The following is a 17,396-nucleotide window of genomic DNA, read 5'->3' on the forward strand; positions in this document are numbered from 1 at the left end:
CAACAAGAATATGATAAAGAAAAAATTATTACTTTCGCTGGGTATGGCTTTGCTGGGGTTCTCCTGCATCGCCTGCTCGGATGACGACAGTACGGGAAGCGTTGTTTCGCCAAAGAAGTACCCGCTCACCGCCTTTGCTGTCAAGGTAGGAGATTCGTTTTTCCACGGGAAAATAGACCAGACGGCGCATAAGGTGGAAATCGGGGCTATCGAAGATGCCAATACCATTACAGGAGTGGAATATACGCTGATGAGCAATGACGCTGTCATTGCTCCCGACCCTTCCGCGTTTATCGGGAAATGGGAAAAAGAGCAGACAGTGACCGTTACAACCGAAGATGGCAAGCAGACGACTTATACCATCGTACTTACGAAGTTTGACGAAACGTATAAGAACCTGTTGTTTGTAGACGACTTTAACACCGGCAGCACGCCCGATCCGGAGAAATGGGCGCTTTGTAAGAAAGCCGGCTCCGACTGGAACGATGAGATGTCTGAAAGTTACAACCAAGCCTATCTGAAAGACGGCAAGCTGGTGTTGGTGGCAGAAAAAGTTAACGGAGAATATAAGGCGGGCGGCATAGAAACCAACGGTAAATTCGATTTTACTTTCGGACGCGTAGAGGTACGGGCAAGAATCACCCAATGTCCGAACGGTGCTTTCCCCGCCATCTGGATGATGCCCCGCAAGTTTATCTACAACGGTTGGCCCAACTGCGGAGAGATTGACATTATGGAGCATGTCAAGCAGGAGCCTCATATTCACCATACGATACACACCAACTATACGTATAATTTAGGCATTAAGAAACCGTCTAACACAAAAACGGTGGTCTGCGATTACCGGAATTGGAATACCTATGGGATGGAATGGAGCGAAGACCGGCTTACCTTTTTTGTCAACGGGCAGGAAACATTCTCATATCCCAACCTGAAGTTGGAGAACGAAGCGGAAATGAAGCAATGGCCCTTTACCAAAGATTCTTCATTCTATTTGATACTGAACATGGGTTTGGGCGGAGATCGCCCCGGCTCGTGGGCAGGCCCCGTAGATGACGATAATCTGCCGGCTGTGATGGAGGTGGATTGGGTGAGAGTGACCAAACTGTCCGAATAGCCGCAAGCGCGGAGAAAGGCTTGAAGCAGTCTTTCGGGATGAAGGCAGATGTGCAAGAGGCGCTCTGAAACACTCGGAAGTCATCATCTGCATTCGAGTATACAATGAAAGCCGTTTCAGCTATAAATTCACAAGCTGAAACGGCTTTATTCGGATATACGCCGATGGAGATAGATATCTATCGCCGTAAGCATATATATACAGCTTAGTTTCCCACTGGGGAAACAAAAGTTTCCCTTAATGGACACAAAAGTTTCCCCAGTGGGAAACTCTTGTGTCACAAGCATGAAAAACAACGAAACTCTGCATGTTTGTTTCAAAACACCCTTTTGTGAAGCGCGCCGTGGCGGTGGGAAAACAACGAAACTCCGGATGTTTGGTTCTCTTTGTATCGAACTTGAGGATGCGCGGCCTTTGGGGGTAAAAGACCGGCTACCATCCTTTATTTAGCTCCATGTAGTACGTTGCTGTGAAGCTTTCTCTGCTCTCCTGCTGGTTGGAACCCACAATGCCCTCCAATGTGCAGTACGTTGCTGTGAAGCATCGTTGCCTGCACGGTGGCGTTACCATCCTTTATTCTGCTCCAATGTGTAGCCATGACTCTTGTAAAGTGTGATTTCATCCAAAGGAATAGGATATAGGTAGTCCTTTTCCTGAAGGGTGCGTTTCATCACATCCGACTCTATGGGCACGATATATCCGGCATTGCCCGGCCTGTCGAGGATGATGTTTTTCAAGCTCTCCAGACTGATGGGGGTTGAAAGGTGGTTGGCATTGTACCAGGCTATGTAGCGTTCTTTGTCGAGCCACGCGCCCATGTTGATGGCCGGATTCTTCACCATGTCGGCATAGTGCAACTTGCTCCATCGGCGCAAATCGTTGAAACGGATACCTTCGTACACGAGTTCTACGCGGCGCTCGCGGCGAATTTCCCAGATCAGCGAAGGTACGTCACCGTCGCGTTTGGGGTCGTTGATCACGATGCCGTTGACGGACAGGTCTGTGCCCGCAAGTTTCACGTGCGGCATGTTCGTGCTCTTGCGGCTGCGGATGACATTGATTGTTTGGTCAAAGTCGGCTTGTGTCAGCGTGTAGTCGTTCAGTTGCGCCAGTTCGGCAGCGGCTTCGATGTAGTTCATCAGCACCTCGTTGAGTTTCATCACCGGAGCGTCGGTGATGCAAGTAGAGCTCGTACCTCCCGGTTTGTCTATCAACTTTTCGTTTACGAAGCGGTTGGCGAAGTATCCCGAAATGGCATACACGGCTTCCACGTCTTTCAGGCGGAGCCCTTTGGTTTCTATTGTTGCCGACAGGCGCGGATCGCGGTCGGCAATCTCGTCAAAGAACCATTTGTCGCCTTTGAACTGCTTGTTTTCGGCTTGATGGATAGGCAGCCCGTTGGCAGACAGGTAGCTGTCGATCAATGATTTCGACGGGCTGTTTTTTTCCTTCTCCGTATTCTGGAATGTCATCAGGCTGTGGGTGACTGCTCCGTCTACGTAAGAGCGGTAGATGATGATTTCGGGATTGCCCGCCAAGTCTTCCGAAGTGGTGAGCGATTTGTAATCGTCTGCCAGTTTGTAATCATTCCGGTTCATCAGCTCTGCCGCCGCTTCTTTGGCGGCTTTCAGGAACTTCTTGGCGGCTTCGTTGTTTTTCGCGCGGTATTTCTGCCAAGTGCCCTCGAAAAGCATAAGGCGTGAAGTGTAAGCATAGGCCACCGCTTTGTTGATGGTAAGTCCCGGCTTGCCATCCGTCTTTCGTATGTTTTCGCAAGCGAACTTCAGGTCGTCGAGTACCTTCTCCATGACTTGAACACGGTTTTCGCGGGGTTTGTACAGCACTTCGTAGTCGGTGTTGCTCAATGGTTCGCCATACCACGGCACGTCGCCGAAGCGGGATACCAGCTTGGAGTATTCCATGCCGCGCAGCAGCCGTGCGACTCCCAGCCAATGGTTCTTCGCTTCTTCGTTCATGGTCGACTTGCCGATGCGGTCGATCAGCGTGTTGAACTGCCGTACGTAGCTGAATGTCCATGTGCGTTCGTCGATTTTGGTTTTCGTGTTGTCCGTTTCCGATGTGGGGGCCACTTTGGTGAAGAACGTTGCGGCTTCCTGCGCGTTATCGTCCGTCCAATCGGCCACGTTGGTCTCCGAATACCAGTCGGCACGGTTCCATCCGCTCCGGTATCCCTCGAAGTAGATGTCGTAAAAGGCGTAGATCGAAGTGCGTATGTTATTTTCGTTGTTCCAGAAGCTGGGAATGTCTGTGGTGGTATCCATCGGGTCGCGCGTAAGGAAACTTTCGCACGATGACAAGGATGCCAAACTCATTGCTGCAAGCAGCAAGCTGTATATCTTTGTTCTCATAATTTTTCTTTTCATACTGTTGTCATTCAAGGTTAAAATCCTAATTGCATGCCGAAGGAGATGGTTCTCGAAAGCGGATAGCTTCTTCCGAACGACCATGTGCTGCCTTTCACTCCTACTTTATAGTCCGTCGATTCGGGGTCGAGCGGCAGATGCAGGCTGTCGAACTCGAACAGGTTTTCTGCGCTTACATAAAGTCGTGCCCGTTCGAAATGTATCTTCTTCATCCATTCTCTGGGGAGGCTGTACCCGATGGTGATGTTTTTGCATCGCAGGTACGCCATGTTGGCAAGGTATCGGGTCTGTCTCAGGAAGTTCATGCCGTTGCTCGTCCATGCGTTGTTGGCGGGACGCGGATAGAAGGCGTGTGGGTTTTCCGGTGTCCAGTAATCCATCTGATGTGCGAATGCTCCTTCCGCATAGCCCGATCCTCCAGCAGGTATTCCTACCGAACCGTATGCCCAGAAATCGCGCTTGCCCACTCCTTGGAAGAACGCGCTGAAGTCTATCCCTTTATAACTTGCTCCCAACGTGAAGCTGTATTCGTATCGGGGCAGCGAATTGCCGATCACTTTCATATCGCCGGGATTATCTACGGTGTTGTCTCCGTAGCTGATTTTCGAATTGTCGCTGTCGAGATTTTTGTATTTCACATCGCCCGGGCCGAAGGTAAAGTCGCCGGTCTCATAGAGTGACTGTGACGGGATTCCGTCTTTTAGTTTATAGATCGTTTTGCTGCCGTTCTTTATGATGTCGAAATCCGATTCCTGAAACAGACGATCGGTTTCGTATCCCCAAATCTCGCCCAAGACCTTGCCTTCGTAATTTCTGTTGATGTTTCTGTCTGTGCTGTTGAATTTGGTGATCTTCTCTTTTACATTCGAGAGAGCTGCTCTCAGGCTCACTCCCAAACCATTGGCGAAGGTGTGGTTGTAGTCTGCCGCCAGTTCGAATCCCTTGCCGGTGATTTCACCGTAGTTGATTTTCGGTGCTATGGCTCCGAAGGTCAGCGGAAGTGCCTCGCCCACGCTGTGCATGTCCGAAGTGACGCGCTTGTACCAATCGAAAGATATGCCCAGTTCGTCGTTAAAGAAACGGACGTCGAATCCGAGATCGAGTGTAGTGACCCGCTCCCATGTCAATGCGGGTGAAATAACCGACGGAGAGCTCAGATAAAGAACTTCCTTTCCGTCTATCACCCATCCCGAATCGCCCGAAGACATGGTGGATATGAATGAATTGGCGGCTACGTCCTGATTGCCAATCGTTCCCCACGAACCCCTGAACTTCAGATTGCTCAGCGCAGGTTTCGCCCATTCCATGAAAGCCTCTTCGGAGGCGCGCCATCCTGCCGATACGGAAGGAAAGAAAGCCCATTTTTTACCTTTGGGGAAGCGCGACGATCCGTCGTAGCGCATATTCAGCTCCAGCAGATAGCGTTGCATGTAGTCGTAATTGATACGGCCGAACAAACCTGCCGCAGCGAAATCGTTGTGATAGCTGTCGGTCGTGCTGTAAGCAAATTCTTCTCCGGTGGTAAGCGCTATTTCAGGAAGATTGCTGCTGATAAGTCCCCGGCGTTCCGAATAATGACCGAGTCGTTCGCGTGTCTCTGCATCCATACCTCCCATCACTTTGAAGTTGTGCACATCATTGAATCTGAACAGGTAAGTAGCATAGGCTTTGAAAATATTCGACATGGTGTATTTGCTGGTTTGAACCACACGGTTGTGCGAAGAGTGGGTGACCTCCTTGTAGTTGCTGAAAGGGCTTGTGGCAAACATATCATATGCCGTGATGGTTCCCCCGTCGCGCTTTTGTGCGTCGATCAGCATTGAGAAAGTGTAGTCGAAGTTGATGCTCAGGTCTTTTATCGGATTGATTTCCGTACCCAGATTGGTGCGTATGTAGTTCGAAGCCACTCGTTCACGGTTGCCTGCCTTGATTTCGGTCACCGCCGAGCGGAAGTCTCTTCCTTCGTACTGTCCGTACGGATACCATCGGGGCCAGCGTTGGAGGTAGAACCATGAGTCGTATTGTCCCGAAGAGTAACGGTAGGGCTGCTCGTTGATGGAGCGTGTAAAAAGCACGTTGGCTTTCACCTTCCACCAGTCGCGTACGGCGGTGGTGATGCTGCTGTTCAGCGTGTAGCGGTCGTACAAGTCGGTGTTGAACTTCATCATACCTTTTTGGTTGAGATAGCCGAGGCTGATGTTGTAGGTTGTACGGTCATTGCCTCCTGTTACCGACAGGTTATGATTCTGTTGCGGCGTCCACTTGCGTGTAAACTCCTTCACGGCATCGAACGAGCGGTAGAAGTAGGTCTTTCCGTTTTTAATTTCAAAATCCCGTCCTTCTTTCATCTCTCCCAGTTCGCTTTGCGACATGCCGCCGTATTGCTTTTCCCAATCTTCGATACGTCCCAGCGCATAGTCGTCTATGGTGTATCCGATGGTGCTCACGGTGCTTTTTCCCAAACGCTTCATAATGGATAAGATAAATCGGGCGTTGTCTGTGGCGGATGCCAGCTCTGCTGTTTTGGTGGGAGTATTCCACGCGAAGTTGTTCGAGTAAGTCACGCTTACTTTATTGTTCTTCTTGCCCTGTTTGGTGGTAATCAGGATAACTCCCCATGCGGCCCGTGTACCGTAGATGGATGCCGAAGCGGCATCTTTGAGTACGGAGATGGTTTCAATGTCGTCGGGGTTGATTACGTTCAGGTTCGGGACTTCCACATTATCTACCAGAATAAGGGGAGATGTTCCTTCGGTAGCGCTCAGCGACCCGATAGAACCGCGGAGCTTGATGGTCGACTCTGTTCCTACTCCGCCTATCTTATTTGTAATGGTCAATCCCGGAGTGATGCCTTGCAGGGCTTTCGCCGCATCGGTCACCGGACGGCTGGCGATGGCTTCCTGCACATTCACGTTTGCCACTGCGCCTGTCAGGTTGACTTTCTTTTGTGCGCCGTATCCTACAACCACTACTTCGTCTATTAACTCGGTGTCTTCTTTCAGCACAATTTTCATTTGGTTGCTTGCCTTCACCTCCTGCGTTTTGTAGCCTACATAGGATATCTCCAACACGGCATTCGGTTTTACGTTGAGGGAAAACTTGCCTTCCATGTCGGTAATAATACCGTTTGTTGTACCTTTTTCTACTACACTGGCACCTATCATGGGTTCACCTTTGGTGTCTACCACCCAACCTGTAACGGTTTGATTTTGCATCTGTTCCATCACTGTGAATGACGGACCGGAACTCAAATCTGAAGCCATCACATGGCTGTTGCCTAAAAGCAGGGAGCTTATGGCCATTGCCGTTAGTATACGGCGAGGAGCAATTGCTCGGTTCTTGTGATTTCCATTCATAAAAGATTGATTGATTATATTATTAATAAAAACGTCTTCTGATCCTTGTCTATCAGGTGCAGAGACCCAGAAGATAATGAAAAGCATATCTTGTCTCTTCGTTTTGTATTTCGAAGATAAGCTGTTTTTTATATATAGATATATATATTTCTGTTTTTTTTGTTTTATCTTTTTCTTTTAACGTATTATTTGCAGTCATGATCCATCTTTTTTAAACCTCTTCTTTACTGATTCTTTCTGAATCTGAATGAACCACTGTTGATGAATCCGGAAAATATAATTATGGAATGATTCTATATCTGATGAAGATTTTTTCTTTTTCTCAAATCGGATGGAAAGATAAAAAACAGCTGAAGCCAAACCTGTTTCATGGTATTGCCGTGAGAGCTGAACTGTTAACGCATCCATAGTGATGAATCATTCCTTGCCTTAATCTTACTCTTAATGGAGGACAATGCCTATCTTAGATTCAATAGCTGATTGTTTAGAGCCGGACGAAAGAATCTACTATCACAACTTATTCAAAGAATATTGAAAATATCAAAACGAAAGTTTCTAATGTAAAAAATAGATATATCTTTGTTCCAACCAATGTTTACTTACATACCAATTGATATATGAAGAAACTCTCAGCTTTTTTATTTTCCCTTTTCCTGCTTTCCACGCTGTGGGTAAAGAGCGATACGGCGCTTTCCGCTTGTGAACGGACAGGATTTGATTGTTCCGCCAATACTGAAAGCCGGTTGACGGATTCGGCGAAGGTGATTCTCGGCGACGAACAGACCGATAAGTATTTTCCCCTGCTGAAAGGGAAGCGCATTGCCGTATTCTCCAACCATACGGGAATGGTGGGCGATAAACACCTGCTGGATGTTCTTGTGGAAAACGGTTTTAATGTGACCGCCATCTTTTCGCCCGAACATGGATTCAGGGGGAATGCGGATGCCGGCGAGCATGTATCGAGCTCTACCGACCCGAAAACGGGAGTACCCATCTTTTCGCTATACGACGGGAAAGATAAGAAACCGAGCGCGAAAACGATGAGAGAGTTCGACTTGCTGATTGTAGATATACAGGATGTGGGGCTGCGGTTTTATACCTATTATATTACGATGTGCCGCCTGATGGACGCTTGCGCCGAACACGGCCGAGAGGTGTTGGTGCTCGACAGGCCTAATCCGAACGGACACTATGTGGACGGTCCTATCCTGAACATGAAATATAAGTCGGGGGTAGGTTGGTTGCCTATTCCCGTAGTGCATGGGATGACACTGGGCGAGCTGGCGCAGATGGTGAACGGAGAAGGATGGCTTCCTCAGGGACGCCGTTGCAAACTGACGGTGATTCCGTGTGCCAACTACACGCACGCCACACTCTACAAACTGCCCGTTCCTCCTTCGCCCAATCTGCGGAACATGAAGGGCGTCTACCTATATCCTTCCATCTGCTATTTCGAGGCTACACCCGTTAGTTTGGGAAGGGGAACTCCGCTGCCTTTTCAGGTGTACGGACACCCGAACATGGTGGGATACGACTTCAGCTTTACTCCGCAGAGCGTGGAGGGAGCTAAGAATCCTCCTCAACTGGGAAAGCGTTGTTACGGAGTCGACTTGAGCGGCATGGAGGATGAAGAGATCTGGCGACGAGGTGTCGATCTGAGTTATGTGATAGACGCTTACCGCAACCTGAATCTGGGCGACCATTTCTTCCGTCCTTTCTTCGAACTGCTTATCGGCGTGGATTATGTCCGTCCCATGATTAAAGCAGGAAAAAGCGCTGAAGAAATAAAAGCCCGTTGGAAAGGGGATGTGGAGAAATTCAAGAAGCAGCGGAAGCCTTACTTGCTGTATCCCGAAGAGTGATACGCATCCGGAGAAACAAACGTAACTGAATCATTTTATACCATAATTATACTTGTCGAAATATCATGTCACCACTATCTGTCATTATCACCATTGCCGTCTATTTTATTGTGTTGTTCGCTATCTCGTATGTCACAGGCAAGAAAGCCGACAATGCCGGTTTCTTTACCGGCAATCGGCAATCATCGTGGTATGTTGTCGCTTTTGCCATGATCGGGGCCAGCATATCGGGAGTCACTTACATTTCTGTGCCGGGTATGGTAGCAGGCAGCGGCTTCGGTTATTTGCAGATGGTGATGGGATTCATCGTGGGGCAGCTTGTCATCGCATACGTGCTCGTTCCTCTGTTCTATAAAATGAACTTGGTTTCGATATACGAGTATCTTGAAAATCGTTTCGGAATGCGTTCGTACCGAACGGGGGCATGGTTCTTCTTTGTCTCGAAGATGCTGGGCGCCTCTGTCCGCCTGTTTCTGGTCTGCCTTACGCTGCAATTGCTCGTGTTCGATCCGTTGCGTCTTCCCTTCTTGCTGAACGTGACGATTACCGTGTTGTTGGTGTGGCTTTATACGTTCCGGGGAGGCGTGAAATCGCTGATATGGACAGATTCGTTCAAGACGCTATGCCTTGTCGTTTCGGTGGGACTCACCATCTATTATATCACCGGAGAGCTCAGGCTTTCTTTCGGAGAGATGCTGGGAGCTATTGCCGACAGCGACATGTCGCGTCTTTTCTTCTTCGACGACGTGAACGACAGGCAATTCTTCTTCAAGCAGTTTTTGGCGGGAATATTCACCACTATCGCCATATCGGGATTGGATCAGGATATGATGCAGCGTAACCTGAGTTGCAAGAATTCGAAAGACTCCCAAAAGAATATGGTTGTCAGCATCTGCCTTCAGTTCGTAGTCATTCTGATGTTCCTCATGCTGGGTGTGATGCTCTATCTCTTTGCCGCCGATCAGGGGGTGACGGTAGAGAAAGGCGATGAGCTGTTCCCCATGATTGCCACAGGAGACTACTTCCCTGTGTTTGTGGGAGTGCTATTCATTATCGGGCTTGTTTCTTCCGCCTATTCGGCAGCCGGATCGGCGCTGACAGCCCTCACCACTTCGTTTACTATTGATATTCTTGGCGCGAAAGGCAAGAGCGATGAAGCGCTGACCTCCACCCGGAAGCGCGTGCATGTGGCGATGGCGGTGTTGATGGGAGTTACTATTTTTGTCTTTAACAGTCTCAACAATACGAGCGTTATCGATGCCGTTTATACGTTGGCAAGTTATACTTACGGCCCCATACTCGGACTGTTCGCGTTCGGCATTTTCACCAAACGGCAGGTGCGCGACCGTTACATTCCGCTTGTCGCTATCGTTTCTCCGCTGCTATGCCTGGTGTTGCAGCTCAATTCCGAAGCGTGGTTCGGAGGCTACCGGTTCAGCTATGAGCTGCTGTTGTTCAACGCATTTTTCACATTTCTGGGCTTGTGCCTGTTTATCAAACAGGGAGAAACCGTGCGGGAGAACCTGCGGGAGGTGTGATGAAGCAGGATGCTGAGAGTGATGCCGATGGAAGCGAAGGAAACCACCGGATAATATCGTAATCCACATCGCTGAAGAAAGCTTCCGGGCAAAATTATCGGAAACGAATGCCTTTATGCGAATTTACCAAACCGAAAACTAACGGATAAAGTATGAAATATCCGTGATGAAAAGGAAAGTTTAGATGCAGATATATTGCCGTTTTACTGTTTCTGCGAGTGGCGCTACCGGTATAAGGTTTCTTCGTTAGAAGAACCTTCGGGTGTAAACATTTTCATTTCAATAAAATGATTGCTATGAGATATAAGGTTTCTCCGTTAGAAGGGCCTTTGGGTGTGGTATACAATATAAATTAAAACCATTATTTCGCTTTTATGAAAACATGTATCAACCGTTTTGCTTCATTCGCATTTGTTGAGCGAAATCTCGCCCAAGACGGTTTATTTCCGTACAACAACGCTTGTTCCCGCCTTCATGCCTTTCCTGTTTCTCGCTCGTATATGCCGATGCTTTCATACAGGTACAATACTGCCTGTTCCTGCTCTTCCCCCTTTCCTCTGCTGAAGAGTGCGTTTGCCCTCAGGTTCGGACAACGGCTTAAGTCGCTCGTGTCAACTTGCGTCTTTCCTCTGCTGAAGAGTACGTTTGCCTCTGTTCGCGATAGACTCTATTGTTGGCTTGAGCGTGGTTCAGGCCCTTTCCTCAGGTGTTTGCCGTTTTTTTTCGCATGTATCCTTGCGCTTGCCTTCGTTTATCCTTCACAGCTCACAGCCCAACGTTTGCCGCGTGTTTCACCCAAGTCGGCAGGAATGGATGCGCTCCGTCTGAGGTATGCCGATGAGGCGATTGAGCAAGCCATTGCCGATAAAGAGATACCGGGAGCTGTGCTGGCGGTGGTGCGGCATGGTAAAATGGCTTATCTCAAGGCTTACGGGAATAAGCGTGTTTATCCTTACACAGAACCGATGAGCGTAAATACGGTTTTCGATCTGGCTTCGTGCAGCAAATCCGTTTCTACCGCCATATCAGCCATGATTCTGATAGAACGGGGGAAACTGCGTTTGCTCGATCCTGTGGAACGTTACATTCCGGGGTTTAAAGGATGGAACAGCAATGACGGACGCCAGAAGCGGAGCATACGGATTGTGGACTTGCTGACGCATACTTCGGGGCTTCCGGCCTACGCTTCGGTGAACATGCTCGTACAGAAATACGGAGCTCCCAATCCCGACAGCCTGATGCACTACATTGCCGCATGCAGGCGAGAGTTCGAGCCGCAGACCGATTGCCGTTACAGTTGTTTGAACTTCATTACCCTGCAACATGTCATAGAGCACGTGTCGGGCGAGTCGCTGCGCGAATTTGCCTCTGCCAATATATTCCGTCCTCTCGGCATGAAGCACACCGACTATATGCCTTTGAATGCCGATGGACGCCCCCGGTCAGACGCGTCCATTCCTCTCTCCGTTATCGCTCCTACGGAGAAGACCGAGACAGGAGATGTGCTTTGCGGACAGGTACACGATCCGCTGGCGCGTGTGATGAACGCAGGAGTCAGTGGCAATGCAGGTCTTTTCTCCTGTGCCGGCGATCTGGCGATCCTCTGTGCCGCCTTGCAGAATGGCGGAGTATGGAAAGGACGCCGTATTCTTAGCCCGCTGGGTGTAAGGGCCATGCGAAACATTCCTCTCTCAGCCGCTTTGTTCGGTCGTGCGCTGGGATGGGACAACAGCAGTCCCTATGCTTCGAACAAAGGCGATCTTTTCGGCCCGCAGACTTATGGACACACGGGATATACGGGTACTTCGCTTATCATCGATCCCGAGAGCGACACTTCCGTTATTTTGCTTGCCAATGTAGTTCATCCCACCGATAATCATAGCGTGGTCCGTCTGCGTTCGCTCGTAGCCAATGCCGTGGCGGCTTCTATCATTCGTCCCTGAGTATGGTTCAAAAAGGTAACGTTGGCCGAAGTGCACTTTCGCATTGGCAAAGAATACCTATAATTGCAATTCTTCATTCTTTGCCGATGCGGCATGAATACTTGCTGTAAGGAAGGCAGAATCTCTCTGCGGATGCTGATTGCAAATTCGGGTAAAATGTGCATTGCCATTTCATAGGTTTTGTTATCGATATCATCACCCGTGAATAATTCTTTATTCTTTTGGGGGTTGACAAGGCCTGCTGCTATGCCTGCTCGATCAAGAAGGTAAAAAGGAACAGAAACCGTAATTGCCGATAGTCTGTATCATACAATGAGGTGTGTCTGCCGACAACTTGCCAATGAACTTGCAAATGCCTTTAGCTTCATTCCTGAATGTTTCAGTGCGGTAGCTGCTTCTTGATGGAAATGCCGCCACAAATGTGGATTTGCTGATGTCGATTCCAATGTATGTCATATCTCAAATTTTAATCAGGAGTTATGTTCCATGTTTGTTTTTCCTGTATTGAAGACAATGTTAATTTAAAACGAGTAACAGTGCAAATGTACGGCGACAGCAATATACAATTCCAGAGTCGTGAATACCCACCTTGGTAGCCATATATACTCACTACGGTAGCCATATATACTCACCTTGGTAGCCATATATACTCACCTTGGTAGCCATATATACCCACCTTGGTAGCCATATATACCCATCACGGTAGCCATATATACTCACCACGGTAGCCATATATACTCACCGCGGTAGCCATATATACTCACCACGCTAAGTATATATGTATATCTTGATGGTAAAGCATATCCAAAGATGTAGATGATAACTATTTGATTATAAGTATGGTATCGATTCGTCTGCTCTGCCGGTGAATTTAACTCCGGCGGATGTGGGGGAAGAGATGGCCGACTTCATGCCGGAGATTTACCGCAGGATGAACTTAACTCCGGCGGATGTCAGGCCGTATATGAGTGAAAGCATGTGTTTGACGCAGAAATAAGCCCGGAAGCTTTCCATTTCTTGAAAAATGGCTTATCCGATGTATGCAGGATTATGAAATAAAAAACGCTTCATCTCCGAAGTAGCCTCGAGGGGAATCGAACCCCTATCTAAAGTTTAGGAAACTTCTATTCTATCCGTTGAACTACAAGGCCGTTTTCTTTAATTTCGGTCACAAAGATAACGGTTTCTCTCGATTTAGCAAGAATAAAATTACACCTTCCTTCCGGTAAGATTAAATCTTTTGGTTGCTCATGCCAATAAAGAGCTTTTTATTTTGAAAATTCGATTAACTTTCCGACCTTTACACACGCCTTTTTAGAGTATTTTTTAATCTTAAAATCAACTATAGTAATTCAAAATTATGGCAGACGAAATGAAGGTAAAGAATTTGGAGGAAGTAGTGGTACGTTTCTCCGGCGATTCCGGCGATGGCATGCAGCTGGCCGGTAACATCTTCTCGAACGTGTCGGCTACAGTGGGAAATGATATCTGTACATTTCCCGACTATCCGGCAGACATTCGCGCTCCGCAAGGTTCGCTCACCGGAGTTTCAGGCTTCCAGATACATGTGGGTGCCGGTCAGGTATATACGCCGGGCGACCGTTGCCACGTATTGGTAGCGATGAATCCCGCCGCATTGAAAACACAAATCCAGTTTTGTAAACCTAATGGATTGGTTATCACAGACTCCGACTCATTCACACCCAGAGAGCTTGAGAAAGCCAAATTCATGACTGAAAATTCGTTTGAGGAGCTGGGCATCAGGCAAGAGGTGCTTGAGGTCCCCATTTCGTCCATGTGCAAAGAGAGCCTGAAAGATTCGGGGCTGGATAACAAAACGATTCTGCGCTGTAAAAACATGTTTGCGCTCGGATTGGTTTGCTGGCTCTTCAACCGCAATCTGTCGACGGCGGAAAAGATGCTCCGCCAGAAATTCGCCAAGAAACCGGAAATTGCCGAAGCCAACATCAAGGTACTGAACGACGGATACAATTACGGAGCCAATACCCACGCCTCTGTCTCTACTTATAAGATAGAAAGCGCATCGCTCAAAGAGAAAGGGCTTTATACCGATATCAACGGTAATAAGGCAACGGCCTACGGACTGATTGCCGCTGCCGAAAAAGCGGGGATGGAGCTATATCTCGGGTCATACCCCATCACTCCGGCTACGGATATTCTGCACGAACTTGCCAAACACAAATCGCTTGGCGTGAAAACCGTGCAATGCGAAGACGAAATTGCAGGTTGCGCGTCGGCTGTGGGAGCTTCTTTTGCAGGAGCCATGGCGGTGACTACGACTTCCGGGCCGGGTGTCTGCCTGAAAAGTGAAGCGATGAATCTTGCCGTTATCGCCGAACTGCCGTTGGTCATTATCAACGTGCAGCGCGGTGGACCCTCTACCGGACTGCCCACCAAGTCGGAACAGACCGACCTGATGCAGGCGCTCTATGGACGAAACGGCGAAAGTCCGATGCCGGTTATCGCGGCAACATCGCCCACCAATTGCTTCGATGCAGCGTATATGGCGGCTAAAATAGCGTTGGAACATATGACTCCTGTGATATTACTGACCGATGCCTTTGTTGCAAACGGTTCCGCAGCATGGAAATTGCCCGATCTGGAAAAATATCCTCCCATCCGTCCTCCATATGTTACCCCCGATATGGCGGGAAGCTGGACTCCATATCTGAGAAACAAAGAGACCGGCGTACGCTACTGGGCAGTGCCGGGAACGGAAGGATTCACGCACCGCATCGGCGGTCTGGAAAAGAGTAGCGAAACAGGCGTTATCTCTACCGAACCCGAAAACCACGAAAAAATGGTTCACCTGCGGCGTGAAAAGGTAGAAAAGATTGCCGACTCGATACCCGAACTGGAGGTTTTGGGAGATAAAGATGCCGACCTGCTGATTGTGGGATGGGGAGGTACTTACGGACATCTCCGCCTGGCTATGGACTTTATGCGCGCACGCGGGCAGAAAGTTGCGCTTGCCCATTTTCAGTACATCAACCCGCTGCCGAAGAATGCGCCCGATGTGCTGCGTCGCTACAAGAAAATCATTGTAGCCGAGCAGAATCTGGGACAATTTGCCGGATATCTTCGCATGAAAGTGCCCGGATTAAACATACGGCAGTTCAATCAGGTGAAAGGCCAACCTTTCGTTGCGAGAGAATTGATAAATACATTCACTAAATTATTGGAGGAATAACAGATGAGCGAAACAGTATATACCATGCAGGATTTTAAATTCGGACAGCCCCGCTGGTGTCCGGGATGTGGAGACCACGCTTTTGTAAACTCCTTGCATAAAGCTATGGGAGAGCTGGGCATTCCTCCCTATCGGACGGCTGTAATTTCGGGCATCGGTTGCTCTTCCCGCCTGCCTTATTATGTAAATACGTACGGTTTCCACACCATTCACGGGCGTGCAGCGGCGGTGGCTACAGGCGCTAAGGTGGCCAACCCTGATCTGACTATTTGGCAAATCTCCGGCGACGGCGATGGTCTTGCTATAGGGGGCAATCACTTCATTCACGCTGTTCGCCGGAACATCGACCTGAATATGATTCTGCTCAACAATCGTATTTACGGACTGACGAAAGGGCAATACTCTCCTACTTCCGAGCGAGGGTTGGTGACCAAGTCATCACCTTACGGTACAGTAGAAGACCCCTTCCGTCCCGCAGAACTAACGTTCGGGGCACGCGGACGCTTCTTCGCGCGCTGTATTGCCGTAGATGGCCCTGCCTCGGTGGAAGTGTTGAAGGCTGCTGCCCTGCACAAAGGCGCTTCGGTAGTGGAAGTTCTTCAGAATTGCGTGATCTTCAATGACGGAACGCATGCTGCCGTAGCCACCAAAGAAGGACGCATGAAGAATGCCATCTATCTGGAACATGGCAAGCCGATGCTTTTCGGTGAGAACAAAGAGTTCGGGCTGATGCAGGAAGGTTTTGGCCTGAAAGTGGTGAAACTGGGTGAGAACGGCGTCACGGAGAAAGATATTCTGGTGCACGACGCTCACTGTCAGGACAACACGCTTCAGCTGAAGCTGGCACTGATGGAAGGCCCCGATTTCCCTATCGCGCTGGGTGTTATTCGCAACGTAGAAGCTCCTACGTACAATGATGCTATTTGCCGGCAAATCGAAGAGGTCAAAGGCAAAAAGAAGTATCACAACTTTCAGGAACTGTTGATGACTAACGATACGTGGGAAGTAGAGTAAGAGTTTTTTTGATGTTTTGCGATGCTGATTTATATCCGTGTAAACGATAATCCGGGTGGTCGCATCGGTATCAGGTTCGGGTCTTTTATTGCTCATTGAAGAGTTGGGAACGAAGAACTCTGTTTTTTAAAGCGGTGTGGAGTGAAAGCTGATATTGGTTAAATGACAGTGTCAGTTCGTCGGGACGGATGGTCTCGCGCCTTGGCGCTGGCCGATCCACGACCGATGAGTCTTTTTAGATAAAAACAATGAGCGACACAGTTTATTTACACTACCTGTGAGCATTAAAAAGAACTAATTCTTACGGTCCCGATATGCTTTGAAAGCGTAGTCCGGATGAGAAAATAATCTCTTTTCGGGCTACGCTTTCCTTATTGTATGGTATCTCTCTTAATGCCTGCCGGCTTTCCCGGCGGGTCATTTTGTGGGAGATTTCTGTTCGCTATTGGTGGTTGTTCGCTATCGATTTATCTTCCTGAGGCTGCTGGCGGTCGCTTTTTTGCAGCTCTTCAAAAGCCTTTGTTTCTTTTTGGTTGGAACTTTCCGCCTCCATCAGCTTTTGAGAGCTGATCTCTGCTTTATTTGCTGCTTTTTCTGCCTTTTTAGCTGTCTTTTCTGCTTGCTTTATGGCTTTTTGAACTTTCAATCTCTCTTTTTGAGCTTTTTTTCTTGCTTTTTCAGCCTTTTGCATGGCTTTCTCTTGTTTCCTCTTTGCCTGTTCTTCTTTTTTGGCAGCTTTCAGTTGTTTCTTTTTCGCTTTCTCCTGCTTTTTCAGCAGGTCGAGGTCTGCTTGCATTTTTTTGCTGTCTTTGCCGGAAGTATATTCGGTATTATCAGCTTTGTTTGCAAGATCTGCTGCATACACATTTGCGGTTCCTGTCAGTGCTGTTGCCAGAGCGAATCCTAATACTAATCTTTTCATTCTTGTTTTTTCTTTTTACGTTAATGCTGATCGCATTGAAAAAATATCG

The 17,396-nt window shown here is 48.5% G+C and carries 10 protein-coding genes, 1 tRNA gene and 1 pseudogene; 6 read left to right on the forward strand and 6 right to left on the reverse strand.

What is annotated here, in order from left to right; translation table 11 throughout:
• The first annotated feature begins 10 nt into the window (after positions 1-10).
• On the forward strand, positions 11-1,117 hold the full coding sequence (locus GGR07_RS06760) for a DUF4971 domain-containing protein (protein WP_034543226.1): 1,107 nt from the start codon (positions 11-13) through the stop codon (positions 1,115-1,117).
• A gap of 563 nt (positions 1,118-1,680) precedes the next feature.
• On the opposite strand, the gene GGR07_RS06765 is transcribed toward GGR07_RS06760, so the two are convergent.
• From GGR07_RS06765 to GGR07_RS06775, 3 genes are all read right to left on the reverse strand, one after another.
• Positions 1,681-3,486 (reverse strand): RagB/SusD family nutrient uptake outer membrane protein, encoded by a 1,806-nt coding sequence (locus GGR07_RS06765; protein WP_122056677.1) that lies wholly within the window; start codon positions 3,484-3,486, stop codon positions 1,681-1,683.
• A 32-nt stretch (positions 3,487-3,518) separates the two neighbouring features.
• Complete coding sequence (locus GGR07_RS06770) at positions 3,519-6,857, reverse strand: SusC/RagA family TonB-linked outer membrane protein (RefSeq protein WP_122056434.1); 3,339 nt, start codon at positions 6,855-6,857, stop codon at positions 3,519-3,521.
• 195 nt (positions 6,858-7,052) lie between these two features.
• A complete protein-coding gene (locus tag GGR07_RS06775; RefSeq protein ID WP_034543227.1) occupies positions 7,053-7,265 on the reverse strand; it encodes a hypothetical protein in 213 nt (70 codons plus the stop codon).
• Between the two features lie 209 nt (positions 7,266-7,474).
• Here GGR07_RS06775 and GGR07_RS06780 point away from each other — a divergent pair, with 209 nt between their 5' ends.
• The 3 genes and pseudogenes from GGR07_RS06780 to GGR07_RS06790 form a co-directional block, all read left to right on the forward strand.
• Entirely contained in the window at positions 7,475-8,719 is a 1,245-nt protein-coding gene (locus GGR07_RS06780; RefSeq protein WP_081724032.1) for an exo-beta-N-acetylmuramidase NamZ family protein, read from the forward strand.
• Between the two features lie 65 nt (positions 8,720-8,784).
• Complete coding sequence (locus GGR07_RS06785; protein ID WP_034543228.1) at positions 8,785-10,257, forward strand: sodium:solute symporter; 1,473 nt, start codon at positions 8,785-8,787, stop codon at positions 10,255-10,257.
• Positions 10,258-10,988: 731 nt separating this feature from the next.
• Positions 10,989-12,188 (forward strand): annotated as a pseudogene (locus GGR07_RS06790) (serine hydrolase domain-containing protein); the annotation flags it as partial.
• A gap of 270 nt (positions 12,189-12,458) precedes the next feature.
• Here GGR07_RS06790 and GGR07_RS06795 read toward each other — a convergent pair.
• Together GGR07_RS06795 and GGR07_RS06800 are read right to left on the reverse strand one after the other, a co-directional pair.
• Positions 12,459-12,656, reverse strand: a complete 198-nt coding sequence (locus GGR07_RS06795; protein ID WP_021644263.1) for a hypothetical protein — start codon at positions 12,654-12,656, stop codon at positions 12,459-12,461.
• A gap of 623 nt (positions 12,657-13,279) precedes the next feature.
• Positions 13,280-13,351 (reverse strand) — tRNA-Arg (locus GGR07_RS06800).
• A gap of 209 nt (positions 13,352-13,560) precedes the next feature.
• Here GGR07_RS06800 and GGR07_RS06805 point away from each other — a divergent pair.
• Both GGR07_RS06805 and GGR07_RS06810 read left to right on the forward strand, forming a co-directional pair.
• The gene (locus GGR07_RS06805) at positions 13,561-15,411 is read left to right on the forward strand and encodes a 2-oxoacid:acceptor oxidoreductase subunit alpha (protein WP_122056433.1); all 1,851 of its coding nucleotides are present in this window, start codon (positions 13,561-13,563) and stop codon (positions 15,409-15,411) included.
• Positions 15,412-15,414: 3 nt separating this feature from the next.
• Positions 15,415-16,425: a 2-oxoacid:ferredoxin oxidoreductase subunit beta gene (locus tag GGR07_RS06810; RefSeq protein ID WP_021644260.1), complete on the forward strand. Its 1,011-nt coding sequence runs from the start codon at positions 15,415-15,417 to the stop codon at positions 16,423-16,425.
• 442 nt (positions 16,426-16,867) lie between these two features.
• Here GGR07_RS06810 and GGR07_RS06815 read toward each other — a convergent pair whose 3' ends face one another.
• Positions 16,868-17,347 (reverse strand): hypothetical protein, encoded by a 480-nt coding sequence (locus GGR07_RS06815; RefSeq protein WP_021644257.1) that lies wholly within the window; start codon positions 17,345-17,347, stop codon positions 16,868-16,870.
• Positions 17,348-17,396 lie beyond the last annotated feature (49 nt).

The organism is Bacteroides pyogenes (genome assembly GCF_014196225.1).
Lineage (GTDB): Bacteria > Bacteroidota > Bacteroidia > Bacteroidales > Bacteroidaceae > Bacteroides > Bacteroides pyogenes_A.